This window comes from Pseudoxanthomonas spadix (assembly GCF_003703395.1).
GTDB classification, from domain to species: Bacteria; Pseudomonadota; Gammaproteobacteria; order Xanthomonadales; family Xanthomonadaceae; genus Pseudoxanthomonas_A; species Pseudoxanthomonas_A spadix.
In genome coordinates this window covers 105906-129447 of the sequence record NZ_RDQN01000004.1, presented here as the reverse complement: position 1 = coordinate 129447, position 23542 = coordinate 105906, and the positions used below count along the sequence as shown (strand labels likewise).

Genomic DNA, 23542 nt, shown 5'->3' with positions numbered 1-23542 from the left:
CAGGTGGCGGGTCAAGACCCGCCCTACGCTGCGTCCAGGGCCTTGAGTTCGCTGACCAGCGCGCCGGCCATCTCGGCCCCGTCGCCGTACAGCATGTGGGTGTTGTCGGCGTAGAACAGGGCGTTTTCGATGCCGGCAAAACCGGTGCCCTTGCCACGCTTGATCACGATGGTGTTCTTGCTGTTCACAACGTCCAGGATCGGCATGCCATAGATCGGGCTGCCCGGATCGGTCCTGGCGACCGGGTTGACCACATCGTTGGCGCCGATCACCAGCGACACGTCGGTATTGGCGAACTCAGGATTGATGTCGTCCATGTCGGCGATCAGGTCGTACGGCACGCCCGCTTCGGCCAGCAGCACGTTCATGTGGCCGGGCATGCGCCCGGCGACCGGGTGAATGGCAAACTTCACCTTGACCCCGCGCTCGATCAGGCGTTGGGCCAGCTCCCAGATCTTGTGCTGGGCCTGGGCCACGGCCATGCCGTAGCCGGGCACGATCACCACGCGCTCGGCATAGGCCATCATCGCAGCCGCATCGCCGGCCTCGATCGGTTTCTGCGACCCGCTGATCTGCGCCGCGGTGCCGCCACCGCCGAAGTTGGAGAACAGCACGCCGGTGACCGGGCGGTTCATCGCCTTGGCCATCAGCCGGGTCAGCAGGATGCCGGCCGCGCCGACCATCATGCCGGCGATGATCAGCGCCTGGTTGCCCAGCACGTAGCCTTCGAAGGACACCGCCAGGCCGGTGAAGGCGTTGTACAGCGAGATCACCACCGGCATGTCCGCACCCCCGATCGGCAGGGTCATCAGCACGCCCAGGGCCAGCGCCACGACGAAGAACGCCACGATCGCCACCGGGTCAAGCGACACCGCCGCCCAGATGCCCAGCACGACCAACGCCGCCGCCACAGCCAGGTTGAACAGCTGCTGGCCGGGGAAGGTCACCCGCCTGTCCAGGCGCCCGTCCAGCTTGGCCCAGGCGATCACCGAGCCGGACAGCGACACCGCGCCGATGGCCGAGCCGATCACCGCCAGCGCCAGGGTGATCGCGCCGGGATGGCGCGCGGCCAGGGCGGCGATCGCGGCCTGGCTCCAGTTGCTGGTGTCGCGATTGAGCAGGAACGACAACCGCAGCAGTTCCACTGCGCCAATCGCCGCGGCCGAGCCGCCGCCCATGCCGTTGTACAGGGCCACCATCTGCGGCATGTCGGTGATGGCAACCCGTCTGGCCGACACCCAGGCCGCGCCGACGCCGATCACGATGGCCACCAGAATCAGCGCGATGTTGTCCAGCCCCGGCAGGAAGAAGGTGGCCACGGTCGCCACCAGCATGCCGGCGCCGGCCCAGCCAATGCCGCTGCGCGCGGTCCTGGGCGAGGCCATGCGCTGCAGGCCCAGCAGGAACAGCGTGGCAGCCACCAGGTAGCTGGCGCTGACCAGCCAATCCAGCAGTTGCACGGTGGTCAGGTTCACTTGTGTGCCTCCGGCTTCTTGCTGGACTTGAACATCTCCAGCATCCGCTCGGTCACCACGTAGCCGCCGGCGGCGTTGCCGGCGCCCAGCAGCACCGCGATGAAGCCCAGGGCCTTTTCCACCGTCGTGTCGGCATGGCCAAGCACCACCATCGCACCGATCAGCACGATGCCGTGGATGAAATTGGAACCGGACATCAGTGGCGTATGCAGGATCACCGGCACCCGCGAGATGATGACGTGGCCGGCGATGGCCGCCAGCATGAAGATATACAGCGCAACGAAGCCGTCGTTCATGGACCTGTTTCCCTGTGCAAAGCCGGTGCGGACCCGGGGCGGCATCATAACCGCGGCCTGACTGGCTTGAGACCGGGGTCAACCGTGGCTCCACTGGTGCGTTTGCAGCAGTCTTCCCCTTTGTCATGGCTAAGCTGTGCTGGTGAGTCCGCTCCTGCCTGATCCGCCGCATGACCCCGACACCACTGCCGCCGCCGTGCCCGCGTCGATGGAGGCGTTCCTGGCCGGTGTCTCCACGCGCGCATTCCGCTTCGCCGAAGCTGGCCTGCGCAGCCGCGAAGATGCACTGGATGCGGTCCAGGACGCGATGATCAGGATGCTGGGCTATGCCGGCAAACCGGCCGCGGAGTGGACGCCGCTGTTCTGGCGCATCCTGCGCCGGCGGATCATCGACCTGCAACGGCGCGGCAATTTCCGGCTGCGCTGGATGCTGCAAGCCGGCGAACGCAACCAGGACAGCCTGCTCGACTGGGCCGATACCGCGCCGGGCCCGTCCGGCCGCCACGACCAGCGCGAAGCCTACGGCAAGCTGGTCCAGGCCCTGCGCGGCCTGCCCGCCCGCCAGCGCGAGGCCTTTAGCTTGCGCGTGCTGGAGGAGCTGGACGTGGCCCAGACCGCTCTGGCGATGGGCTGTTCGCAAGGCTCGGTCAAGACCCATCTTTCGCGCGCGCGCGATGCCCTGCAAAAACAGCTGGAGGATTTCCGGTGAGCTCCCCATCCGATTTCGACCGCCACGCCCGCCAGCTGCACGCGGCATCGCTGGCCTCGCTCTCGCCGCAGACCCTGGCGCGGCTGCGCAATGCGCGCCAGGCCTCGGGCCAGGGCGCGCGCCGCAGCCGCAGCTTGACCTGGCTGGGCGCGACGGCCTGCACCATGCTGCTGGCGGTGCTGGCCGCCAGCCAGCTGCTGCCGCCGCGCCAGCACGGCGCGCCGGCAGGCCAGATGCCGACCATCGCCGCGCTGCCGCGCGCCGATGAGGCCGATGCCTTCGTCAGCACCGCCGAGGTGCTGGACCAGAACCCCGACCTTTACCTCTGGCTGGGCTCGGATGCCTGGCTGGCGATGGAATGACCCCCATGCGCGCCTCTTGCCGACTGATCGTGCCGGTGCTGCTCGCCGCCCTGGCCTGGCCCGCGTGGGCGCAGCAGCAGCGTCCGCAAGCACCGCCACAAGTGCCCGACCGGCAAGCGCAGTGGCCGGCGTGGGATCAGCTCAGCCCCGCGCAGCGCGAGCTGCTGGTCGCCCCGTTGCGCGAGCGCTGGAACGCCGATCCCGGCCAGCGTGCACGGATCATGGAGCACGCCCAGCGCTGGCATGAGATGACCCCGCAGCAACGCACGCAGGCCCGCCAGGGCGTGCACCGCTACCAGGGCATGAGCCCGCAACAGCGCCAGCAAGCCCGCGCCTTGTTCGACCACATGCACACGCTGCCGCCGTCGCAGCGCAAGCAGCTGCGCGATGCCTGGAAGAACATGACCCCGCAGCAGCGCCAGGAGTGGGTGCGCACGCACCCGCCGATGAAGGACGACGACCCGGATTGAACCCCGGGCCGCGCTGCCGGATCAGGCGGCGGCGTCGGCCTGCCAGCGGGTCCTGGCCAGCAGTTCGTCTTCCCAGTCGAAGGACAGCGCGCCGTCCTTGAGGAACAGCACGACGAAGTTGTAGACGTTGCGCGCGAACATCTCGCTGGCGTGGACCGCGCCCATGCTGGCCAGATTGAGCGGACCGGCCAGGGTGACGCCGTTGGCCGAGGTGATGGTCTGGCCCGGCTGGGTCAGTTCGCAGTTGCCGCCGGTTTCGGCGGCCAGGTCCACGATCACGCTGCCGGGCTTCATCCCGGCCACCATCGCGGCGGTGATGATCTTCGGTGCCGGCCGGCCCGGTACCGCGGCGGTGCAGACGATGGTGTCCACGCCCTTGAGGTGCTCGGCCAGACGCCGCTGCTGTTCGGCACGCTCATCCTCGGTCAGGGCGCGCGCATAGCCGCCCTCGCCCACCGCGCTCACGCCCAGGTCCAGGAACCTGCCGCCCAGCGATTCGATCTGCTCGCGCGTCTCCGGGCGCACGTCGAAGCCCTCGACCTGCGCGCCCAGGCGCTTGGCCGTGGCCACCGCCTGCAGGCCGGCCACGCCGGCGCCGACGATCAACACCCTGGACGGACGGATGGTACCGGCCGCGGTGGTCAGCATCGGAAAGAACCGCGGGGTCAGTTCGGCGGCGATTAGTACCGCCTTGTAACCGGTCATGGCGGCCTGCGAGCTGAGCACGTCCATCGCCTGCGCCCGGGTCGTGCGCGGCAGGCGTTCCAGTGGAAAGGCCACCACCCCGGCCGCGGTCAGTGCCTGCGCGCGGGCGGCGTCGGCCTGCGGATGCAGGCTGCCGACCAGCACGGTGCCGGCCGGGTACCCGGCCAACGCTGCGGCGGGTGGGCACTGCACGCACAACACCAGGCCACCGGCCACCGGCGTGGCCGGCGCGACGATGCTGGCACCGGCATCCAGATAGGCCTGGTCGGTGAAGCCGGCCGCGGCGCCCGCCCCGGCTTCCACCTGGACGGCGGCACCGGCGGCCATGAGCTTTTTCACGGTTTCCGGAACGGCGGCCACGCGGCGCTCGCCTGCTGCCGTTTCCCGCACCACCCGCACCTCGACCGTCATGCCCGATCCGCCTGCTATCCAAACAGCGGCGATGCTAGCAGCCTGTCGGGCTTTGGTGGTCGAGGCGAGAATTCGGCTGTGCGAGGTCAGATTTTCGACGGTTCGCCGGCCCATAGTGGTGCTATGGGCCAAGAAGCGGCGGAAAGATGGACCGCACAGGCGGATTCGCAGCCCGGCCGACCAAAGTCCGACAGACTGCTAGCAAACAGAACCGGCTGCCGGGCCCACTCCAGCGCGGCCGGCGGGGGCCGCACGCGCGATGACGAGAACCCTTCACCCGTCCGACAACGGCGTGGCCGGCGGCCGGTTGATCCCGTCCAGGCGATCGATGACGCCCTGCATGGCGCTGTCGAAGGCGTCCTCGTGCCGATGCCGGCGCAGTCGGCCCAGCCGCACCATGACCGCCAGCTCCTCGGCCGAGGCCACGCAGAAGCGCACGCCGCGCCGGTTGACGAACAGCAGCCGCGAGGAGATCGGGCTCACCCACGACAGCTTGCCGGCCTGGACCTTGTTGTCCTTGTCCACGAAATCCAGCCAGGTGCCGATCGGCAGCGTGCGGAAATGCTCGGCATCGGCGCTGTCGAAATCCAGCGCATCGGTGCCGCCGATCAGTTCCAGGTTCGGCGCCTGCGCGGCGGCGGCCCGGGCGGCCGGTTCGGCCACCGGCGGCAAATCCGGAAGCGCGCGTTCCAGGTCCGGTCGCGAAACCGACACCGCCTGCAGGGTGTCGTGCAGCGCGTCGATCGCCGCACCGGCGGCCTCGCCGCCCATCCCGACGCTGCTGAAGACCTTGATCAGGCCGTGCCGCCATTCCTGCAGCCACGGCTTGCCCACGATCTGCCGCTGCGCCTCGGCCAGCTCCTGCAGCACGCCATCGGCCAGGGCCAGTGCGCTGGCCGCCATCTGGCTGTCCTCGCCTTCGCGCAGCAGCGCCATGGTCAGGTGGTGGGCCCAGGGCTGGCGCAGGAAATCCTCGATGGTCTGCGGCACGCGCCGCCCTTCCAGGCGCCTGGACAGCTCGACCGCGGCGCGTGCGCGGGCCGCCTCCAGCCGCTCCTGGCCGCGCTGCAGCTCGGTGGCGCGGCGTTCGGCGATCTCGATGCGGCGCTTGTGCTGGTTGAGGAAATCCCGGAATTCCTCCTCCAGGGTCAGGAAGATCGCCAGGTTCTCGTTGAACTCGGCCACCAGCCGGTCGACGACTTCCTCGACCTTGGCCATCAGCACGCGCTCGGCCGCACTTTCGCCGGTGTTGCCCTCGCACGCCTCGGCCAGCACGTTGAGCAGGCGCCGCGCCGGATGGGTCTTCTGCACGAACATGCGCCGGTCCAGCAGCGCGACCTTGACGAAGGGCACCACCAGCTTGCCCATCAACTCGCGCGAATGCATTTCAAGATCGCGCTCGTCGAGCATCACATCAAACAACATGCCGACCAGGTCGATGGCGTCCTCGTCCACCGGCGAGAGCCTGGTGGTACCCGGCTCCATGCCCAGCTGGCCGGCGCTGTTGAGCACTTCGCTCTTCAGGCGCTGGGCCAGGGATTCGTCGCTGCTGCCCACCGCGGCGCGCTGCAGGGTGGCGCTGGGCGTGGCCTGCAGCATCGACAGCACCGAGAGCATCTCGCGCTTTGACAGCGAACGCGCATCGCCCTGCCCGCCGCCGCGATCCTGGCCTTCGCCGTAGCCGCCGGCCGGTTCGCCGCGATGGCCGCGCGATTCCTGCAGCAGGTGATGGAGCGCTTCAAGCAGCACGCCCTGGGCGTTGGCGCCCAGCGCAGGATCGTAGCCGGCGCCCGCATAGCCACCGGCATCGGCGTTGCCCTGCCAGGCGTTGCCGCCCAGGCGCTCGGCGAAGCGCGCCATCCAGGCCGGCATGCCGGTCTCGTCGTTGCCGGCCGGCAGACCCATGTCCGGCGCGCGTCGGCTTTCGACCGCTTCCAGACCGGGGATCTGTGCCGGCGGTGCGCTCGGTCGCTGCGGCACCACCCGGCGCGCGGCCGGCAATTCGCCGATCACCCCGGCCTGGACCAGCATCCGGTCCAGGCTTTCGTAGATGCGCGCCAGCTGCGGCACCAGCTCGCGCTCACCCAGCTTGATCACCGTCAGGCGCACTTCCAGGGTGAAGTCGCAGCCGGAGAACGCCTCATGCATGGCCACGCCGACGTGCTCGGGACCAATCGGGTTGTGGTCGGCATCCAGGTCGCCCACCGCGGCGATGATGCCCAGGCGGCGGTCAAGGTGGCTCAGCACCTGGCGGCAGTCGCGGCCGACCACGCTGGCCAGGTTGCGCGCGGCCAGGCGCGATTCCAGCTCGGCTTCCGACAACAGGCTCAGGCCGGTGACGTTGGGATCGGTCAGCGCGGTGTCCACCGACAGCGGCTTGCCGTCTTCCAGCGCGCGCCAGGCCTTTTCCAGGTGCTGGCGGAAGCGCGCAGTTGCCGGTTCGCGCTGGCGGCGCAATTCGCGCATGCCGTCAAGAAACGCCATCTGGGCCGGGCCTGCGCGCTCGGCACGGTCGAACAGCGCGTCGTCGAACTTGCCCAGCGCATCGCCGAACGCGGTGACCAGCGCAGGCAGCACAGCGCTGCGGGCCTGTTCGAGCAGACGCAGATTGCGGCCCTGGCCGCGCTGGAGATCGACGAATGAGGACATACCGGCGAGCGCGTCCGTGGCTGTTCAAACGGGGAAAATGCGGCCCCTAGGTTCCGCGGATTCATCGTAGTGAATCGCGCGGTCCATGAACCGTGACGAAATTGGCAGTCCCCCTCGCCTGGCCGAAACAACGCGGGTGAACGTTCCGTGCGAGCGCTCATCATAGGGATATCGCGCTGGCTGGCTGGACCACCACGCCAGCTTGAGCCTCGCAACGCCACAGTGGCAGCGCTGCGCACGGCGCCTGCGCGCGTAGCGGCATGATCCCGAGCCTGCGTGCCCAGCGTGACGGCCTCAAATGATGTGCCAAGCAGCTAAACTGCGGGGCATGCCCACCCCCACCTTGCTGCAAGCCCTCGACCAGCGTCGTTCGGTGCCCTCCAGGCAGCTGCGCGAGCCAGGCCCGGACACCTCCACCCTGCTGCAGATGCTGCGCAGCGCCAGCCGGGTGCCGGACCACGGCAGGCTGGTGCCGTTCCGGTTCATCCGCATCCAGGGCGATGCCCGCGCGGCGATGGGTGAGCTGCTGGCCAGGCGCACCCTGCAGAAGGATCCGTCCGCGTCGGCTTCGGCCGTGGAGAAGGAGCGCGGCCGCTTTGCCAGCGCACCGGTCATCGTGGCCGTGGTCGCGCGCCTGCAGCCAGGCCACAAGGTGCCGCTGGAAGAGCAATGGCTCACTGTTGGCAGCGTGTGCTTCGCCCTGCTCCAGGCTGCGCAGGCCTGCGGCTTCGGTGCGCAGTGGCTGACCGGCTGGGCCGCCACCGACCCGGTGGTGTGCACCGAACTGGGCCTGGGGCCGGACGAACGCATCGCCGGCTTCATCCACATCGGTACCGCGGCGATGCAGATGCCCGAGCGCGAGCGCCCGGATCCGGCCGCGCTGCTGAGCGACTGGGTGGGTGGCGGTGCCTAGGCGCCTGTCGGACTTTGGCCGGCCGGGCTGCAAGAGCCAACCCAGCGTGCCTTCGGGGCGTGGCGTGACACCCACCGGCGGCGGTCGGCACAGGCCATGAAGGACCTCTATCTGGTGGACGCCAGCCTGTACGTGTTCCGCGCCTGGCACTCGATGCCCGACCAGTTCCACGACGCCCAGGGCTGGCCGACCAACGCGGTGCACGGCTTTGCCCGGTTCCTGGTGGAGCTGGCCGAGCGCGAACGTCCCAGCCACATCGTGGTGGCCTTCGACGAGGCGCTGGACAGCTGCTTCCGCCACACGCTCTACCCGGCCTACAAGGGCAACCGTGAACCGGCGCCGGCCGAGCTGCGGCGCCAGTTCGCCCATTGCAAGGCGCTGTGCGCGGCACTGGGCTTCAACGTGCTGGGCCACCGGCATTACGAAGCCGACGACCTGATCGGCAGCGCGCTGCATGCGGCGCGGCCGCTGGGCCTGCGCGGGGTGATCGTCTCGGCCGACAAGGATCTCTCGCAGCTGTTGTGGGAACACGACGAGCAGTGGGATTTCGCCCGCGGCGTGCGCTGGGGCATGACCGGGGTCAAGGGCCGGCACGGCGTGGAGGCGCACCAGATCGCCGACTACCTGGCGCTGTGCGGCGATGCGATCGACAACATCCCCGGCATCACCGGCATCGGCGCCAAGACCGCGGCGATCCTGCTGGCCCATTTCGGCAGCCTGGATGCCCTGCTGGCGCGCTGCGATGAAGTCGCGTTCCTGCGCATGCGCGGGGCGGCGCAGGTGGCCAGGCGCCTGCGCGAACAGCGCGAACACGCGCTGCTGTGGCGCCAGCTGACCACCATCGCCCTGGATGCGCCGCTGGATGGCAGCGTGCCGGGCTTCGCCCGCGCGCCGGCCGATGGCGACATGCTCGATGCATTGGCCGAAGCGGTGCGCCTGGGCCCCACGCTGCGCCGGCGCCTGCGCACCGCGGCCGGGCTGGAACAACCCTGGGCCCCGCCGCAGGACGACGACGCGCCGCATTTCCCTTCCTACCAACCGGCCTGATCCCATGAGCTCCAAGACCGAACCCGTTGAAGTCATGTACGACGGCAAGTACCTGCGCATGATCCGCCGCGGCACCTGGGAATACACCGAGCGCGCCCATGCCGGCGGCCTGGCGGCGATCATCCTGGCAGTCACCCCGCAGGACAACATCGTCTTCGTCGAGCAGTTCCGCGTGCCGCTGCAGGCCAACACCATCGAGATGCCAGCCGGGCTGGTCGGCGACATCCACGCGGACGAATCGATCGAGCTGTCGGCGGTCCGCGAGCTGGAGGAAGAAACCGGCTGGACCGCCGAGCACGCCGAAGTGCTGCTGATCGGGCCGGTGTCCTCCGGCTCGAGCAGCGAGCGGGTGGCCTTCGTGCGGGTCACCGGCCTGACCAAGGTCGGCCAGGGCGGCGGCGATGGCGATGAGGACATCACCGTGCACGAAGTCCCGCGCGCCAAGGCCGCGGCATGGCTGGTGCAAAAGCTGGGCGAGGGCTATCAGCTCGACGCCAAGCTGTGGGCGGGCCTGTGGATGATCGAGCACCACCTGGACGGGACCCCACGTGTCTGAAACACGACGGCTGCTGGGGCCGGACGATCCGGCCCCGTTCACCCTGATCGGCCCTGGCGCGCCTTCGCCGTTCCTGCTGATCGCCGACCACGCCGGCCAGGCCGTGCCCGCCGCACTGGACCGGCTGGGCCTGACCCAGGCCGAGCTGGACCGCCACATCGGCTGGGACATCGGCGTTGCCGGCACCACGCGCAAGCTGGCCGCGCTGCTGGATGCCACCGCCGTGCTGCAGACCTATTCGCGCCTGGTGATCGACTGCAACCGGCCCTTGACCGCGCCCAGCTCGATCGCCGCGGTCAGCGACGGCACCGAGATCGCGGCGAACGTGGCCGCAAGTGGCGCCCAGCGCGCGCAGCGCGTGGCGGAGATCTTCGCCCCGTACCACGAGGCGATCGGCGCCCAGCTCGATGCGCGCGCCGCGCGCGGCCAACCCACGCTGCTGATCGCCCTGCACAGCTTCACCCCGGCGTTCGCCGGAACCGCGCGGCCCTGGCACGCCGGGGTGCTGTACCAGCACGACAACCGTCTGGCGATGGCGCTCAAGCCGCTGCTGGAGGCCGATGGCCTGACCGTGGGCGACAACGAACCCTACTCGGTCAGTGACGCCACCGACTACGCGATCCCGGTTCACGGCGAGGCCCGCGGCCTGCCGCACCTGGAGCTGGAAATCCGCCAGGACCTGATCGCCGACGACGCCGGCCAGAGCGCCTGGGCGCAGCGCCTGGCCACCCTGTTCATGCAACTGGCGCCGCACTTCACGCAGCGCTAGGTTTGCCGGGTGGTATACCGGTGGCACCTTCCCGCACCGTGGCGAGACCATGTTGATCCGCCTGGGTTACGAGATCGCCTTCCGGCTGCCGCAGCCCACGCCGATGCTGGTGACCCTGAACATCCACGATTCGCGCCGCACCGACATCGTCATCGGCCAGGAACTGCGCGCCCTGCCGGGGGTGCCGATGCGCCAGTACCGCGACAGCTTCGGCAACACCTGTACGCGCCTGACCGCCCCCACGGGCGTGTTCACCCTGTACACCGATGCTGTGGTGGAGGACAGCGGGGTGCAGGACCTGACCATGCCACTGGCGCGCGAGGTGCCGGTGGATCAGCTGCCGGACCAGGCCCTGGTGTTCCTGCTGGGCAGCCGCTATTGCGAGACCGACCAGCTGGTGGGCATGGCCTGGGACCTGTTCGGCAGCGCGCCGAACGGCTGGAACCGGGTCCAGGCAATCTGCGACTACGTGCATTCGCAGATCGAGTTCGGCTACCCCCACGCCAACCCGACCAAGGGCGCGGTCCAGGCCCTGCGCGAAGGCCGCGGGGTGTGCCGCGACTTCGCCCATTCGGCCATCGCCCTGTGCCGCTGCATGAACATCCCGGCGCGCTACTGCACCGGCTACCTGGGCGACATCGGGGTACCGCCAGTGGATGCGCCGATGGACTTCTCGGCCTGGTTCGAAGCCTACCTGGACGGCCAGTGGTACACCTTCGATGCGCGCCACAATGTCCCGCGCATCGGCCGGGTCCTGATCGCCCGCGGCCGCGATGCGGCCGACGCGGCGATCAGCAACAGCTTCGGCGCCCACACCCTGGAGAAGTTCCTGGTGTGGACCGACCAGACCGACGACCCGACCCTCTCACCGCGGCCGCAGGCCACGCCCGCCGGGTCGCTGTCGCCGCTGGCCTGAGGCAGGCCATGCCGAGCTGGCGCGCCGGCCTGGATCGCTGCGCTCAGGCGAACGCGTCGGTGGCGCGGACCAGCGCATCGATGTTTTCAAGCTCGAACGCCGAATGCCCCGAGGTCGGGCTGATCTGCAGCCGCGCCTTCGGCCAGGCCTTGTGCAGGTCCCAGGCGTTGGCAACCGGGCACACCACATCGTAGCGACCGTGCACGATCACGCCGGGGATGTCGGCGATCCTGGGTGCATCGCGCAGCAGCTGGTCCTCCACTTCGAAGAAGCCGCCATTGACGAAGTAGTGGTTTTCGATGCGGGCGAAGGCCAGCGCAAATTCCGCATCCTCGTGACCGCTGACGAAGTTCTCGTCCACCCGCAGGAAGCTGGTCGCCCCTTCCCACACCGACCACGCGCGCGCCGCGGCCAGCCGGGTCTGCGCATCATTGCTGGTCAGGCGGCGGTGGAAGGCCGAGATCAGGTCCGCCCGCTCCACCTGCGGGATTGCATGGATGTAATGCTCCCACGCGTCGGGGAACAGGCGGCTGGCGCCTTCCTGGTAGAACCATTCCAGCTCCCAACGACGCAGCATGAAGATGCCGCGCAGGACCAGCTCGGTGACACGGCGCGGATGGGTCTGGGCGTAGGCCAAGGCCAGGGTCGAGCCCCAGCTGCCGCCGAAGACCTGCCAAGCATGGATGCCCAGATGCGCGCGCAACGTTTCGATATCGGCCACCAGGTGCCAGGTGGTGTTGTCGACCAGGTCGGCGTGTGGACGCGAGCGCCCCGAGCCACGCTGGTCGAACAGCACGATCCGGTATTTGGCCGGATCATGGAAGCAGCGCATCTTCGGGCTGCAGCCCGCGCCCGGTCCGCCATGCAGCATCACCACCGGCTTGCCGTCCTGGTTGCCGCACTGCTCGTAATACAGCACGTGGCGGTCATCGACCCGCAGGTGGCCGGCGTCGAAGGGTTCGATGGCGGGATACAGGGTGCGCATGAAAGCTGACGGTGAGGGACGAGCGGTCAGTCTAACCCGGCCCCTCACCGACCTCAGGCGATGCGTGCCAGCGTCACCCGATCGCGCTGTTCGATGTCCTGCGCAGTGTGGACCGCATCGAAGCCGGCCTGCATCAGCAGTGCACGTACCGCCTGGCCCTGCTCCAAGCCGTGCTCCAGCAGCAGCCAGCCGCCTGGCAGCAGATGCGCCGGGGCCTGTGCAATGATTCGGCGGATGTCATCCAGGCCATCGCCGCCGGCCACCAATGCCGTGGCCGGCTCGAAGCGCAGATCGCCCTGCGCCAGGTGCACATCGCCAGCGGCGATGTAGGGCGGATTGCTGGCGATGAGGTCGAAGCGCCGGCCTTGCAGCGGCGCCAACCAGTCACCGCAGGCGAAGTCCACGTTCTCCAGCGCGTGCGCCCTGGCGTTGGCCCGGGCAACGGCCAGCGCCTGGGCGCTGGCATCGGTGGCCAGCACCTGCGCCTGCGGGCGTTCGCTGGCGATGGCCAGGGCGATCGCGCCAGTGCCGGTGCCCAGGTCGGCCACCTGCAGCGCACGCCCAGGCGGCAGCCGCTCCAGCGCCAGTTCGACCAGGCGCTCGGTGTCGGCCCGCGGGATCAGCGTGGCCGGCGTGACCTGCAGATCCAGCGTCCAGAAGCCGCGCTGGCCGGTGATGTAGGCCAGCGGTTCGCCGCGCCGGCGCCGCTCCAGCAGCGCCGCGAACCCGGCCTGCACGGCGGCCTCGGCCGGATCGGCGCCATGCGCGAACAGCCAGGCGCGCTGGCGCCCCAACACATGCAGCAGCAGGTGCTCGGCCTCCAGGCGCGCTTCCGGCGTGGACAGCTGCGTTGCGCCCTGGCGCAGCAGCGCATCCAGACGCGGGGGTGGCTGCGTTTCCATCGGTCCATGGTAGCGGTTGCGCGGCCGCGCCCGGTCCGGCGTGGTCAAGACCCGGGCCTTGCCACTGGCCCGTGATGTTCTCGCAACAGGCGCTGCATTAGCATTGCGCCAAACCGGCCATTGATAGCCTGTCGCTATAGACTCCATTTCGTTAATCGATTTGAGTAATCATCGATGGCTGCTTAGGCTGGTCGCCAACGCTCCACCCATCCACCAAGAGGAAGAACCGATGTCCGTGATCAACACCGAAATCCTGCCGTTCAAGGCCACTGCCTACAAGAATGGCGAGTTCATCGAGGTCTCCGATGCCGACCTGAAGGGCAAGTGGTCCGTGGTCGCCTTCTACCCGGCCGACTTCACCTTCGTCTGCCCGACCGAACTTGAGGACCTGGCCGACCATTACGCCGAATTCCAGAAGCTTGGCGTGGAGGTCTATTCGGTCTCCACCGACACCCACTTTTCGCACAAGGCCTGGCACGACACCTCCGCGGCGATCGGCAAGATCAAGTACGCCATGATCGGTGATCCGACCCATCAGATCTCGAAGAACTTCGACGTCCTGCGGCCGGCCGGGCTGGCCGACCGTGGCACCTTCATCATCGACCCGCAGGGCGTGATCCAGGGTGTGGAAATCACCGCCGAGGGCATTGGCCGCGATGCGTCCGAGACGCTGCGCAAGGTCAAGGCCGCGCTGTACGTGGCCTCCCATCCGGGTGAGGTGTGCCCGGCCAAGTGGAAGGAAGGTGCCAAGACCCTGGCGCCCTCGCTGGACCTGGTCGGCAAGATCTAATCCACTGCCCGACCGCCTTCCCCGCCGCGTGCGGGGAAGGCAGCGGCGGCAAACCGGAATCCGCTTCGTTCGCGCACGCCCAAGTGGCTTGCGGTTTGCTTCTCGCATCGTTCTGCCCATCGGGCAGGCCTGTCTGTTCCCGAAATCAGGAGACGCCACATGTTGGACGACACCCTCAAGACCCAGCTCAAGACCTATCTGCAGCGCGTGACCCGACCAGTGGAAATCGTGGCCTCGGTGGACGATTCGGCCACCTCCAGGGAAATGCTGGAACTGCTGGAGGACATCTTGCAGCTGTCCGACCAGGTCTCACTGGTCCAGCAGCGCAATGCCGATCCGCACACGCCTTCGTTCGCACTGAATTCGCCGGGCCAGGACATCCACCTGCGCTTTGCCGGCCTGCCGATGGGCCACGAGTTCACCTCGCTGGTGCTGGCCCTGCTGCAGGTCGGCGGTTATCCGTCCAAGGCCGCGCCGGACACGATCGAGCAGATCCAGGGCCTGGACGGCGACTACCGGTTCGAGACCTATTTCTCGCAGAGCTGCCAGAACTGCCCGGACGTGGTCCAGGCCCTGAACCTGATGGCGGTCCTGAATCCACGCATCCAGCACGTGGCCATCGACGGGGCGGTGTTCCCGGAAGAGGTCGAGCAGCGCCAGGTGATGTCGGTGCCCACCGTCTACCTCAACGGCGAGGTCTTCGGTCAGGGCCGCATGACCCTGGAAGAGATCGTCGGGCGGCTGGACGCTGGTGCGGCCAGGCGCGAGGCCAAGAAGCTCTCGGCCAAGGACCCGTTCGAGGTGCTGGTGGTCGGCGGCGGCCCGGCTGGCGCGGCCGCGGCGATCTACGCCGCGCGCAAGGGCATCCGCACCGGGGTGGTGGCCGAGCGCTTCGGCGGCCAGGTCCTGGACACCATGGCGATCGAGAACTTCATCTCGGTCCAGGAGACCGAAGGGCCGAAGATGGCCGCGGCACTGGAAGCCCACGTGCGCCAGTACGAGGTGGACATCATGAACCTGCAGCGCGCCGAAAAGCTGGTGCCGGCCGGTGACGACGGCCTGATCTCGATCGAGCTGGCCAACGGCGCCACGCTCAAGGGCAAGACCGTGATCCTGTCCACTGGCGCGCGCTGGAGGCAGATGAACGTGCCCGGCGAGGACCAGTACCGGAACAAGGGCGTGGCCTACTGCCCGCATTGCGACGGTCCGCTGTTCAAGGGCAAGCGCGTGGCGGTGATCGGCGGCGGCAATTCGGGGGTGGAAGCGGCCATCGATCTTGCCGGCGTGGTCAGGCACGTCACCCTGATCGAGTTCGATCACAAGCTGCGCGCCGACGAGGTCCTGCAACGCAAGCTGCGCAGCCTGCCCAACGTGACCATCCTGCTGTCGGCGTTGAGCACGCAGGTGCATGGCGACGGCAGCAAGGTCACCGGCCTGTCCTATACCGACCGCACCAACGACACCGGCCACACCATCGAGCTGGAAGGCATCTTCGTGCAGATCGGCCTGCTGCCCAACACCGAATGGCTCAAGGGCACGGTTGAACTGTCCCCACGTGGGGAGATCGTGATCGACGAGCGCGGTCAGACTTCGGTCCCGGGTGTGTTCGCTGCCGGCGATGCCACCACGGTGCCCTACAAGCAGATCGTGATCGCCATGGGCGAAGGCGCCAAGGCTGCGCTGAGCGCCTTCGACCACCTGATCCGCCACAGTGCGCCGGCCCAGGCGCCGGTGGCCGAGGCGCAAGCGGCCTGATCCATCGCCGGCTTCTTCCACGATGTCGATCCACGCCCGTCGGTGTCCCCGGCGGGCGTTTTTTCCGGACGCCGACCTTTGTCGATTGATGCGCCGGCGCAAGGGGCGTTGAATGCATCGAGGGCCCCGATGACCCACAACCTGCAGGCGGATCCGCGCACGTGAACCTGCGTGACCTCAAATACCTGGTCGCTCTGGCCGATCACATGCACTTCGGCCGGGCCGCGGCGGCCAGCTTCGTCAGCCAGCCCACCCTGTCCACCCAGATCAAGAAGCTCGAGGACGAGCTGGGCGTGCCGCTGGTCGAACGTGCCCCGCGCAAGGTGATGCTGACCCCGGCCGGGCGCGAGGCAGCCGAACGGGCGCGCCGGATCGTGGCCGAGGTCGAACAGCTGAAGGAAGCCGCCCGTCGCAGCCAGGACCCGGAAGCCGGCACGGTCAAGCTGGGCATCTTCCCCACCCTGGGCCCGTACCTGTTGCCGCACGTGGTACCGGCGATCCGCACGCGCTTCCCGCGACTGGAACTGCTGCTGGTGGAGGAAAAGAGCGATGTGCTGCTGCAGCGCCTGCGCGAAGGCAAGCTGGACGCCAGCCTGCTGGCGCTGCCGGTGGACGAGGAGCAGATGCATGTGGAATTCCTGTTCGAGGAACCCTTCGTGTTGGCCGCGCCCGAGCACCATCCGCTGGCCAAGCGCACCGGCCTGACCCTGGCCGAATTGAACGACCAGAAGCTGCTGCTGCTGGAAGACGGCCACTGCCTGCGCGAACAGGCGCTGGAGGTCTGCCGCCTGGCCGGCGCCAACGAAAAATCCGAATTCCGCGCCACCAGCCTGGAAACCCTGCGCCAGATGGTCGCCGCCGAGGTCGGCATGACCCTGCTGCCGCTGCTGGCGGTCCAGCCGCCGGTGGCGCGCTCGGAGAACATTCACCTGCTGGGCTTCAGCGACTCCCATCCCAGCCGGCGCATCGCCATGGTCTGGCGCAAAAGCTCGGCCATGGACGCGTTCTTGATCCAGATGGCGCAAGTGTTCGCCGAGCTGCCCGCCGACCTGCTCGACCCCGCCACGCTTGGCCTGCCAGTGCCTGTCCGCAAGAAGGCTTCCACCGCCTCGCAACGGCGCGCGTGAGAGGCTTTCGGCCTAGGAGCCTATCGGGCTTTGGCCGACAGACTCCTAGCCGACACGCACAACGAAACGGATCAAATGCCATGACCTCCCCAAGCAAACTCCAGCAACTGCGCGAACTGTCCGTGATCGTGGCCGACACCGGCGACGTGGAGGCGATCAAGCGGCTCAAGCCAGTCGACTGCACCACCAATCCCACCCTGGTGAAGAAGGCGCTGGACCTGCCGGTCTACGCCGAGCTGATCGATGAGCAGACCGCCTGGGCCAAGGCCCAGGGCAAGGTGAACGAGGAACGGTTGGCCGAAGTCGTCGACCGCCTGACCATCGGCGTGGGCACCAGGCTGGCCGGCCTGATCCAGGGCCGCGTGTCCACCGAAGTCGATGCCGACCTGGCCCATGACACCGCCGCCACCGTGGCCAAGGCCAGGAAGTTCATCGCCATGTACGCCGAACAGGGCGTGCCCAGGGAGCGCATCCTGATCAAGGTCGCCGCGACCTGGGAAGGTGTGGAAGCCTGCCGCCAGCTGCAGGCCGAAGGCATCGACTGCAACTGCACGCTGATCTTCAACCCGACCCAGGCCCTGGCCTGTGCCGAGGCCGGCGCGTTTTTGATCTCGCCGTTCGTGGGTCGCATCCTCGACTGGTACAAGGCCCACGGCCAAGCCCCGGCCAGCATCGACCAGGACCAGGGCGTGAAGTTCGTGCGCGGCGTCTACGACACCTTCAAGCGCCGCGGCATCAAGACCGTGGTGATGGGCGCCTCGTTCCGCTCCACCGCGCAGATCGAAGCGCTGGCCGGATGTGACCGCCTGACCATCTCGCCGGACCTGCTCGACCAGCTCGATGCCGACCATGGCCCGCTGCCGCGCAAGTTGTTTCCGGCCCAGGCGCAGGTCGGCAGCCACCCGCCGGTGGACGCGGCCCGGTTCAAGGCCGACGTCCAAGCCGACCCAATGGCCAGAGAAAAACTGGCCGACGGCATCCGCGTCTTCGCCGAGGATCTCAAGTCCCTGCGCAAGACCATCGCCGATCGGCTGGCCTGAAATTCTCGCGACCAATAAAAGCCTCTTGACGGCAACGACGCTGCACCGCCGGCCACTGTTCGCCGATCCCCGCGCTGCGCAGGCGGCGTGCCGGTCCTTCATCTCACGCCGATGCCTGGGCGATGCCCGTCTGCTCGCCTGGGTGCTGATGCCCGATCACGCGCATTGGTTGCTGGCACTGGGCCAGGACAAGCCGTTGGCCAAGGTGGTGGAATCGCTCAAGTCCTTCAGCGCACGCGAGGCGAATCTGGCGACCGGGCGCACGGGTCCGGTCTGGGCACGGGCTTACCACGATCATGCCTTGCGGCGGGCGCAGGACCTGCAGCAGATCGCCCGGTACATCGTGGCCAATCCGCTGCGCGCAGGGCTTGTCCAGCGCGTTGGCGATTATCCGTACTGGAACGCGGTCTGGCTGTAGGAGCGCATCGCAGGGGCGCGATGATCGGGCGCGCCGAGATGCCAAGGGAGAGCATCGCGCCCCTTCGGGGCGCTCCTACGGGAAAGCCCATCGCGGCCATGGCCCTACGGCCACATCCCTGGGATTTTGCCCCCTATCCCCCGCTCGCGGGGGGGCGAGAAGGCACGGCTTGCGCGCCACTGGCGCGCGTGCCTTGGAGCGCCCGCGCCGCTGGCGCGGGCCGGGGTGCGAAGCAGGGGGTCGGGGTGAGGGGGATAGGGGTGACGGCCATGCCGACGACGACACATCAACGTTCCGGAGCCGGCTGCGGTTTACTGGCCTTAAAGCAAAAGCCCCCCTCACCCCAGCCCTCTCCCCCGCACGCGAGGGAGAGGGGGCACGAACGCGTCGAGCAGACAGTTGCTCCTACACACGGGCCTAGCCTTCCCACTGCCCCAGCGCTGCCAGGCTGTTGGCGCGGGCGCGCTCGAACACGATCGACTGGGCCTTGGCGAAATTGCGGTCCGGGTCCTTGGCCCAGTGCGCCAGCGCGGCCTGCTGCATGGCCCGGCCGTAGGAGAAGCTCAGCGGCCAGGGCAGGTTGCCCAGGCGGTTCATGGCATCAAGGTGGGCGGTGGCGTCCTGGTCGGACTGGCCGCCGGACAGGAACACGATGCCCGGCAGGATCGCCGGCACGGCGGTCTTCAGGCACATCACGGTGGATTCGGCCACTTCTTCCACATCGACCTGGTCGGCGCAGCGGCTGCCCGGCAGGACCATCGAGGCCTTGAGGATGGTGCCTTCCAGCAGGACGTTCTGCTCGTACAGGGCGCCGAACACCGAGCGCAGGGTTGCCTCGGTCACCTCATAGCAGGTCTGGATGTCGTGGTCGCCCTCCATCAGCACCTCCGGCTCGATGATCGGCACGATGCCCTGCTCCTGGCACAGCGCGGCGTAGCGGGCCAGCGCGTGGGCGTTGACCTCGATGCAGGTGCCGGAGGGGATGTCCTCGCCGATGTTGATCACCGCGCGCCACTTGGCAAAGCGCGCGCCCAGCTTGTAGTACGCCTGCAGGCGCGTGCGCAGGCCGTCCAGGCCCTCGGTCACCAGCTCGCCGGGGCAGCCGGCCAGCGGCTGGGTGCCAAGATCGACCTTGATGCCCGGGATCATGCCGTGGTCGGTCATGTACTTGGGAAACGGCACCGCGTCCCGGGTCTTCTGGCCGATGGTCTCCTCGTGGAGGATCGCGCCGGAGATGTGGTTGGCCAGCCGGGGCGTGGTGATCAGCAGCTCGCGGTAGCGGCGACGATGTTCTTCGGTGTTGTCGAGGCCCACCCCGGCAAAACGCTTGCCGATGGTGGCGATGGATTCGTCGATGGCGATGATGCCCTTGCCGGGGGCGACCAGGGCCTGGGCGGTTTCGGCGAGCTGTTCGATGCTCATGGGGACTCGGGGGGCGGACGGCGGAGCCGGGAATTATAGCCGGCGCCGCCCTGCCCCTTGCCGGTCATGCCGCAAGCGCGCGGCGGCCCTGCGCCGCCGGTGCGCGCCGGCGGCCGGGCCGTTACAGCTCGCCCAGGCCGCTGGCGCGGCCGTCCTGACCCACTTCCAGCAGGCGCAGGGTGTTGGTGGCGCCGTGCTGTTCCATGTGCTCGCCGCTGGTGAACACCACCCGGTCGCCCGGCTTGAGCATTTCGGCCTGGACCAGCATCTGGATGCTGGCGCGGGCCGCTTCGCGCGCGGCCATGCCGCGGCTGTCGAAGGCCACCGGAGTCACCCCGCGCATCATCGCCATGCGCCGGCGGGCGCCGTCATCGCGCGAGAACGCGTACACCGGCACCGAGGAGCGGAAGCGCGAGAGAAAGCCGGCGGTGCCGCCCGATTCGGTCAGCGCCACCACCCCGCCCAGGCTGATGTGCTCGGACAGGAACATGGTCGCCATGGCGATGGCATGGTCGGCGCGCTGCAGGTTGCGCTGGGCGGCTTCGAAATCGGTCTCCATGCCGAACGAGCGCTCGGCGCCGACGCAGATGCGGGCCATCGCCTCGACCGCGCGCACCGGGTAATGGCCGGCCGCGGTTTCGCCGGACAGCATCACCGCATCGGTGCCGTCGATCACCGCGTTGGCCACGTCCATGACCTCGGCGCGGGTGGGCAGCGGGCTGTCGACCATCGACTGCAGCATCTGGGTGGCAGTGATGACGATCCTGTTCTGCTCGATGGACTCGCGAATGATCTGCTTCTGAAGGCCGGGCAGTTCGGCATCGCCCACTTCCACCCCCAGGTCGCCGCGGGCGACCATGACCACGTCGCTGGCGGCGACGATTTCCTTGAGGTTGGCGATGGCCTCGGAGCGCTCGATCTTGGACACCAGGTAGGCCTGGCATCCGTGCTTGCGGGCGCTGGCGCGGGCCTCCTCCATGTCCGCCGCATTGCGGCAGAACGAGACGGCGATGAAGTCCACGCCGATGCTGGCGGCCACTTCGATCAACGCATGGTCGTACGGGGTGAGCGCGCCCAGCGACAGGCCGCCGCCCTGTTTGTTCAGGCCCTTGCGGTCGCTCAGGGTGGCGTCGTTGAGGACCTCGGTGATGATGCGCTGGCCCTGGACCTGGGCCACGCGCAGCTGCAGCATGCCATCGTCCAGCAGCAACGTGTCGCCCGGCGCCACGTCCCCCGGCAGGCCCAGGTAGCTGACCGCGACCTGGTGCGCGTCGCCCGGCGGCGCATCGTCCTCGGCGACCAGGTCGAAGCGCGCGCCGGCCTTGAGCTGCACCTTGCCGGCGGCGAAGCGCTCGATGCGGATCTTCGGGCCGGGCAGGTCGGCCAGGATGCCCACTTCGGCCCCGAGTCTGGCGGCGGCCGCACGCACGGCCAGGGCGCGCTGGCGCTGGCCATCGGGCGAACCATGCGAAAAGTTGAGCCGGACCACGTTCACGCCGGCGCGGATCAGCGCCTCCAGGACACCCGGCGGATCGGTCGCCGGGCCCAACGTGGCAATGATCTTGGTACGGCGCTGATGGGTGCTGGTCATGGACTCCTCCGAAGCTGCAAACGCTACCACAGGCATGGTGGTGGTCCGCTTGTGCGATGCCACCCAGCCTGGGGCTGGGGCGCGCCTGCGGCGGAAGAATCCACCCAACCTGTTGATTCATAACAAATCCATTCAGTGCCGTGGGTCGGACACTGCGCCGGAAACTGGTATTTTACTGGTATCTCCATGCGCAGACGGCCGCGCGGGACATCAGGCCAGGATGGCCCGCAGTGCCTCGGGTGAGGCGACCACTTCACCGGCACCGGCGGTGACCAGTTCGGCGCGGTCGCCGAAGCCCCAGAGCACGCCGATGCTGCGCATGTGGTGGTGCACGGCACCTTCGATGTCCATGCGCCGGTCGCCGATCATCACGCAGTGGCCGGCCTGCGCCGACAGGCGCCGCAGCGCCTCGGCGATCAGGTCGGGCTTGAACCGGCGGCTGCCGTCGTCGCTGGCGCCGACGATCTGTTCGAAACACGCACCGAAGGGCAGGCCGGCCAGGATCTGCCGGGCCGAGCGCTCGTTCTTGGAGGTCACCACCGCCAGCCGGCGGCCGCCGGCATGCAGATCGGTCACCAGCTCGGCAATGCCCGGGTACACGCTCAGCTCGGTCCAGCCGAGGGTGTCGTAGCGCTGGCGGTAGAGCGCCAGCGCCTGGGCCAGGCGGTCTTCTTCAGGAAACACGGACTGGAAGCTGTCGCGCATCGGCGGCCCGATCCAGGCCCGCAGCGCGGCGGCATCGGGCAGCGGCTGGGCCATTGCCGCAAACACGTGCCCGATGCTGTTGACGATGCCCGGCTCCGAATCGATCAGGGTGCCGTCCAGGTCAAACAACAGCGTGGCCTGGTTCATCAAGCGCGCGCTTCCAGGGCGGCCACGGCCGGCAGGGTCTTGCCTTCCAGGAATTCCAGGAACGCGCCGCCGCCGGTGGAGATGTAGCTCAGCCGGTCGGCGACCCCGTATTTGTCCACCGCCGCCAGGGTGTCGCCGCCGCCGGCGATGGAAAACGCCGGCGAGGCGGCGATCGCCCGCGCCAGGGTCTCGGTGCCCTTGCTGAAGGCCTCAAACTCGAACACCCCGACCGGCCCGTTCCAGACCACGGTGCCAGCCCTGGCGATGCGCGCGGCGTAGGCCGCCGCCGTGTCCGGGCCGATGTCCAGGATCAGGTCGTCTGCGTCCACCGCATCGACCTTCTTCACCGCGGCCGGTGCATCTGGCAGGAACTGCTTGGCCACCACCACGTCGGTGGGCAGCGGGATCTCGGCACCGCGCGCCTTGGCATCGGCCACGATCCTGCGCGCGGTGTCCAGCAGGTCCGGCTCGCACAGCGACTTGCCCACGCGGTGGCCAGCGGCGGCGATGAAGGTGTTGGCGATGCCGCCGCCGACGATGAGCTGGTCGACCTTGCCCACCAGGCTGGAGAGCAGCTCCAGCTTGGTCGAGACCTTGCTGCCGGCGACGATGGCCAGCAGTGGCCGCGCCGGCGCGGCCAAGGCCTTGTGCAGGGCGTCCAGCTCGGCCATCAGCAGCGGGCCGCCGGCGGCGACCGGGGCGAACCTGATCACGCCATGGGTGGAGGCCTGGGCGCGGTGCGCGGTGCCGAAGGCATCCATGACGAACACATCGCACAGCGCGGCGTATTTCCTGGCAAGTGTCTCGTCATCCTTGCCCTCGCCCACGTTCATGCGGCAGTTCTCCAGCAGCACGATCTGGCCCGGCTCGACCTGCACGCCGTCGACCCAGTCGCGCACCAGCGGCACCGGCACGTGCAGCAGTTCGGACAGGCGCTTGGCCACCGGCTGCAGGGAATGCTCCTCGCTCCAGACGCCTTCCTCCGGGCGCCCCAGGTGCGAGATCACCATCACCGCCGCGCCCTGCTCCAGGGCCATCTTCAGTGTCGGCAGGGAGGCGATGATGCGCTGCTCGGAGGTGATCCGGCCGTTGTCGATCGGCACGTTCAGATCCTGGCGGATCAGCACGCGCTTGCCGGAGAGGTCCAGATCGGTCATGCGGATGATGGTCATGGGGCTTCAGCTCGTGGGGTCAGGGAAAGGAACAACGGCCCGGGCCATGGGGCACAGGGCGCAAGGCCGGAAAAGACGCTCGCCCCTGCATGCCGCCGATGGCAGCACACCGCCACGCAAGGCGGGTTGAAAGGCGGCCGGAGCGGGGAGATGCCGTCCCGCCTGATGGGAACCGGCTGGCTGCGACGCAGGTGCGGCATGCGGCGTTGC

The 23542-nt window shown here is 68.7% G+C and carries 23 protein-coding genes; 13 read left to right on the top strand and 10 right to left on the bottom strand.

Going from position 1 to position 23542, the window contains the following annotated elements:
- Positions 1 to 23: 23 nt before the first annotated feature.
- The gene (locus tag D9R12_RS07850) at positions 24 to 1475 is read right to left on the bottom strand and encodes an NAD(P)(+) transhydrogenase (Re/Si-specific) subunit beta (protein WP_122229606.1); all 1452 of its coding nucleotides are present in this window, start codon (positions 1473 to 1475) and stop codon (positions 24 to 26) included.
- The gene (locus tag D9R12_RS07845) at positions 1472 to 1771 is read right to left on the bottom strand and encodes an NAD(P) transhydrogenase subunit alpha part 2 (protein ID WP_014161420.1); all 300 of its coding nucleotides are present in this window, start codon (positions 1769 to 1771) and stop codon (positions 1472 to 1474) included. Before D9R12_RS07845 ends, D9R12_RS07850 begins: the two co-directional genes overlap by 4 nt.
- Before the next feature lie 136 nt (positions 1772 to 1907).
- On the opposite strand from D9R12_RS07845, the gene D9R12_RS07840 reads away from it, so the two are divergent.
- Genes D9R12_RS07840 through D9R12_RS07830 form a run of 3 tightly spaced genes read left to right on the top strand, consistent with a single transcriptional unit; the run spans position 1908 to position 3312 of the window.
- Positions 1908 to 2480: an RNA polymerase sigma factor gene (locus tag D9R12_RS07840; RefSeq protein WP_014161421.1), complete on the top strand. Its 573-nt coding sequence runs from the start codon at positions 1908 to 1910 to the stop codon at positions 2478 to 2480.
- A complete protein-coding gene (locus D9R12_RS07835) occupies positions 2477 to 2842 on the top strand; it encodes a hypothetical protein (protein ID WP_014161422.1) in 366 nt (121 codons plus the stop codon). Before D9R12_RS07840 ends, D9R12_RS07835 begins: the two co-directional genes overlap by 4 nt.
- A 5-nt stretch (positions 2843 to 2847) precedes the next feature.
- A complete protein-coding gene (locus tag D9R12_RS07830; RefSeq protein WP_014161423.1) occupies positions 2848 to 3312 on the top strand; it encodes a DUF3106 domain-containing protein in 465 nt (154 codons plus the stop codon).
- Between the two features lie 21 nt (positions 3313 to 3333).
- Here D9R12_RS07830 and D9R12_RS07825 read toward each other — a convergent pair whose 3' ends face one another.
- Together D9R12_RS07825 and D9R12_RS07820 are read right to left on the bottom strand one after the other, a co-directional pair.
- Positions 3334 to 4428 carry an NAD(P) transhydrogenase subunit alpha gene (locus tag D9R12_RS07825; RefSeq protein WP_014161424.1) on the bottom strand — a complete coding sequence of 365 codons (1095 nt, stop codon included), beginning with the start codon at positions 4426 to 4428 and terminating at the stop codon, positions 3334 to 3336.
- Between the two features lie 273 nt (positions 4429 to 4701).
- Positions 4702 to 7077, bottom strand: coding sequence for a DUF1631 domain-containing protein (locus tag D9R12_RS07820; RefSeq protein WP_122229604.1), 2376 nt, complete (start codon positions 7075 to 7077; stop codon positions 4702 to 4704).
- 328 nt (positions 7078 to 7405) lie between these two features.
- On the opposite strand from D9R12_RS07820, the gene D9R12_RS07815 reads away from it, so the two are divergent.
- The 5 genes from D9R12_RS07815 (at position 7406) to D9R12_RS07795 (ending at position 11278) form a co-directional block, all read left to right on the top strand.
- Positions 7406 to 7990 carry a nitroreductase family protein gene (locus tag D9R12_RS07815; RefSeq protein WP_122229602.1) on the top strand — a complete coding sequence of 195 codons (585 nt, stop codon included), beginning with the start codon at positions 7406 to 7408 and terminating at the stop codon, positions 7988 to 7990.
- A gap of 96 nt (positions 7991 to 8086) precedes the next feature.
- Positions 8087 to 9037: a 5'-3' exonuclease gene (locus D9R12_RS07810; RefSeq protein WP_122229600.1), complete on the top strand. Its 951-nt coding sequence runs from the start codon at positions 8087 to 8089 to the stop codon at positions 9035 to 9037.
- Between the two features lie 4 nt (positions 9038 to 9041).
- Positions 9042 to 9593, top strand: coding sequence for an NUDIX hydrolase (locus D9R12_RS07805; RefSeq protein ID WP_014161428.1), 552 nt, complete (start codon positions 9042 to 9044; stop codon positions 9591 to 9593).
- Positions 9586 to 10362 carry an N-formylglutamate amidohydrolase gene (locus D9R12_RS07800; protein WP_122229598.1) on the top strand — a complete coding sequence of 259 codons (777 nt, stop codon included), beginning with the start codon at positions 9586 to 9588 and terminating at the stop codon, positions 10360 to 10362. The genes D9R12_RS07805 and D9R12_RS07800 overlap by 8 nt, the downstream gene beginning before the upstream one ends.
- A 49-nt stretch (positions 10363 to 10411) precedes the next feature.
- Positions 10412 to 11278: a transglutaminase-like domain-containing protein gene (locus D9R12_RS07795; protein WP_122229596.1), complete on the top strand. Its 867-nt coding sequence runs from the start codon at positions 10412 to 10414 to the stop codon at positions 11276 to 11278.
- A 43-nt stretch (positions 11279 to 11321) separates the two neighbouring features.
- Here the strand turns inward: D9R12_RS07795 and pip are convergent, their stop codons facing one another.
- Together pip and prmC are read right to left on the bottom strand one after the other, a co-directional pair.
- The gene (gene pip / locus D9R12_RS07790; RefSeq protein ID WP_122229594.1) at positions 11322 to 12263 is read right to left on the bottom strand and encodes a prolyl aminopeptidase; all 942 of its coding nucleotides are present in this window, start codon (positions 12261 to 12263) and stop codon (positions 11322 to 11324) included.
- A gap of 53 nt (positions 12264 to 12316) precedes the next feature.
- A complete protein-coding gene (gene prmC / locus D9R12_RS07785; RefSeq protein WP_122229944.1) occupies positions 12317 to 13165 on the bottom strand; it encodes a peptide chain release factor N(5)-glutamine methyltransferase in 849 nt (282 codons plus the stop codon).
- Between the two features lie 229 nt (positions 13166 to 13394).
- Here prmC and ahpC point away from each other — a divergent pair, with 229 nt between their 5' ends.
- From ahpC to D9R12_RS07760, 5 genes are all read left to right on the top strand, one after another.
- Positions 13395 to 13955 carry an alkyl hydroperoxide reductase subunit C gene (gene ahpC / locus D9R12_RS07780; protein ID WP_014161433.1) on the top strand — a complete coding sequence of 187 codons (561 nt, stop codon included), beginning with the start codon at positions 13395 to 13397 and terminating at the stop codon, positions 13953 to 13955.
- 159 nt (positions 13956 to 14114) lie between these two features.
- The gene (gene ahpF / locus D9R12_RS07775) at positions 14115 to 15710 is read left to right on the top strand and encodes an alkyl hydroperoxide reductase subunit F (RefSeq protein ID WP_014161434.1); all 1596 of its coding nucleotides are present in this window, start codon (positions 14115 to 14117) and stop codon (positions 15708 to 15710) included.
- A gap of 161 nt (positions 15711 to 15871) precedes the next feature.
- Complete coding sequence (locus D9R12_RS07770; protein ID WP_122229592.1) at positions 15872 to 16837, top strand: LysR substrate-binding domain-containing protein; 966 nt, start codon at positions 15872 to 15874, stop codon at positions 16835 to 16837.
- Between the two features lie 80 nt (positions 16838 to 16917).
- Positions 16918 to 17877 carry a transaldolase gene (locus D9R12_RS07765; protein WP_122229590.1) on the top strand — a complete coding sequence of 320 codons (960 nt, stop codon included), beginning with the start codon at positions 16918 to 16920 and terminating at the stop codon, positions 17875 to 17877.
- Positions 17878 to 17902: 25 nt separating this feature from the next.
- Positions 17903 to 18295 (top strand): REP-associated tyrosine transposase, encoded by a 393-nt coding sequence (locus D9R12_RS07760; RefSeq protein WP_122229588.1) that lies wholly within the window; start codon positions 17903 to 17905, stop codon positions 18293 to 18295.
- A 417-nt stretch (positions 18296 to 18712) separates the two neighbouring features.
- Here the strand turns inward: D9R12_RS07760 and D9R12_RS07750 are convergent, their stop codons facing one another.
- The 4 genes from D9R12_RS07750 to D9R12_RS07735 form a co-directional block, all read right to left on the bottom strand.
- Positions 18713 to 19717, bottom strand: a complete 1005-nt coding sequence (locus D9R12_RS07750) for a class I fructose-bisphosphate aldolase (RefSeq protein ID WP_122229584.1) — start codon at positions 19715 to 19717, stop codon at positions 18713 to 18715.
- Positions 19718 to 19838: 121 nt separating this feature from the next.
- Positions 19839 to 21308: a pyruvate kinase gene (gene pyk, locus D9R12_RS07745; RefSeq protein ID WP_014161439.1), complete on the bottom strand. Its 1470-nt coding sequence runs from the start codon at positions 21306 to 21308 to the stop codon at positions 19839 to 19841.
- 210 nt (positions 21309 to 21518) lie between these two features.
- On the bottom strand, positions 21519 to 22160 hold the full coding sequence (locus tag D9R12_RS07740; protein ID WP_122229582.1) for an HAD hydrolase-like protein: 642 nt from the start codon (positions 22158 to 22160) through the stop codon (positions 21519 to 21521).
- On the bottom strand, positions 22160 to 23332 hold the full coding sequence (locus D9R12_RS07735; RefSeq protein ID WP_122229580.1) for a phosphoglycerate kinase: 1173 nt from the start codon (positions 23330 to 23332) through the stop codon (positions 22160 to 22162). Before D9R12_RS07735 ends, D9R12_RS07740 begins: the two co-directional genes overlap by 1 nt.
- Between the last annotated feature and the right edge of the window lie 210 nt (positions 23333 to 23542).

Coding starts and splice junctions, on each gene's coding strand:
- D9R12_RS07845 (WP_014161420.1), bottom strand. CDS start 1,771: ATGAACGACGGCTTCGTTGCGCTGTATATCTTCATGCTGGCGGCCATC.
- D9R12_RS07830 (WP_014161423.1), top strand. CDS start 2,848: ATGCGCGCCTCTTGCCGACTGATCGTGCCGGTGCTGCTCGCCGCCCTG.
- D9R12_RS07825 (WP_014161424.1), bottom strand. CDS start 4,428: ATGACGGTCGAGGTGCGGGTGGTGCGGGAAACGGCAGCAGGCGAGCGC.
- D9R12_RS07820 (WP_122229604.1), bottom strand. CDS start 7,077: ATGTCCTCATTCGTCGATCTCCAGCGCGGCCAGGGCCGCAATCTGCGT.
- D9R12_RS07815 (WP_122229602.1), top strand. CDS start 7,406: ATGCCCACCCCCACCTTGCTGCAAGCCCTCGACCAGCGTCGTTCGGTG.
- D9R12_RS07810 (WP_122229600.1), top strand. CDS start 8,087: ATGAAGGACCTCTATCTGGTGGACGCCAGCCTGTACGTGTTCCGCGCC.
- D9R12_RS07805 (WP_014161428.1), top strand. CDS start 9,042: ATGAGCTCCAAGACCGAACCCGTTGAAGTCATGTACGACGGCAAGTAC.
- D9R12_RS07795 (WP_122229596.1), top strand. CDS start 10,412: ATGTTGATCCGCCTGGGTTACGAGATCGCCTTCCGGCTGCCGCAGCCC.
- pip (WP_122229594.1), bottom strand. CDS start 12,263: ATGCGCACCCTGTATCCCGCCATCGAACCCTTCGACGCCGGCCACCTG.
- prmC (WP_122229944.1), bottom strand. CDS start 13,165: ATGGAAACGCAGCCACCCCCGCGTCTGGATGCGCTGCTGCGCCAGGGC.
- ahpC (WP_014161433.1), top strand. CDS start 13,395: ATGTCCGTGATCAACACCGAAATCCTGCCGTTCAAGGCCACTGCCTAC.
- ahpF (WP_014161434.1), top strand. CDS start 14,115: ATGTTGGACGACACCCTCAAGACCCAGCTCAAGACCTATCTGCAGCGC.
- D9R12_RS07765 (WP_122229590.1), top strand. CDS start 16,918: ATGACCTCCCCAAGCAAACTCCAGCAACTGCGCGAACTGTCCGTGATC.
- D9R12_RS07750 (WP_122229584.1), bottom strand. CDS start 19,717: ATGAGCATCGAACAGCTCGCCGAAACCGCCCAGGCCCTGGTCGCCCCC.
- pyk (WP_014161439.1), bottom strand. CDS start 21,308: ATGACCAGCACCCATCAGCGCCGTACCAAGATCATTGCCACGTTGGGC.
- D9R12_RS07740 (WP_122229582.1), bottom strand. CDS start 22,160: ATGAACCAGGCCACGCTGTTGTTTGACCTGGACGGCACCCTGATCGAT.
- D9R12_RS07735 (WP_122229580.1), bottom strand. CDS start 23,332: ATGACCATCATCCGCATGACCGATCTGGACCTCTCCGGCAAGCGCGTG.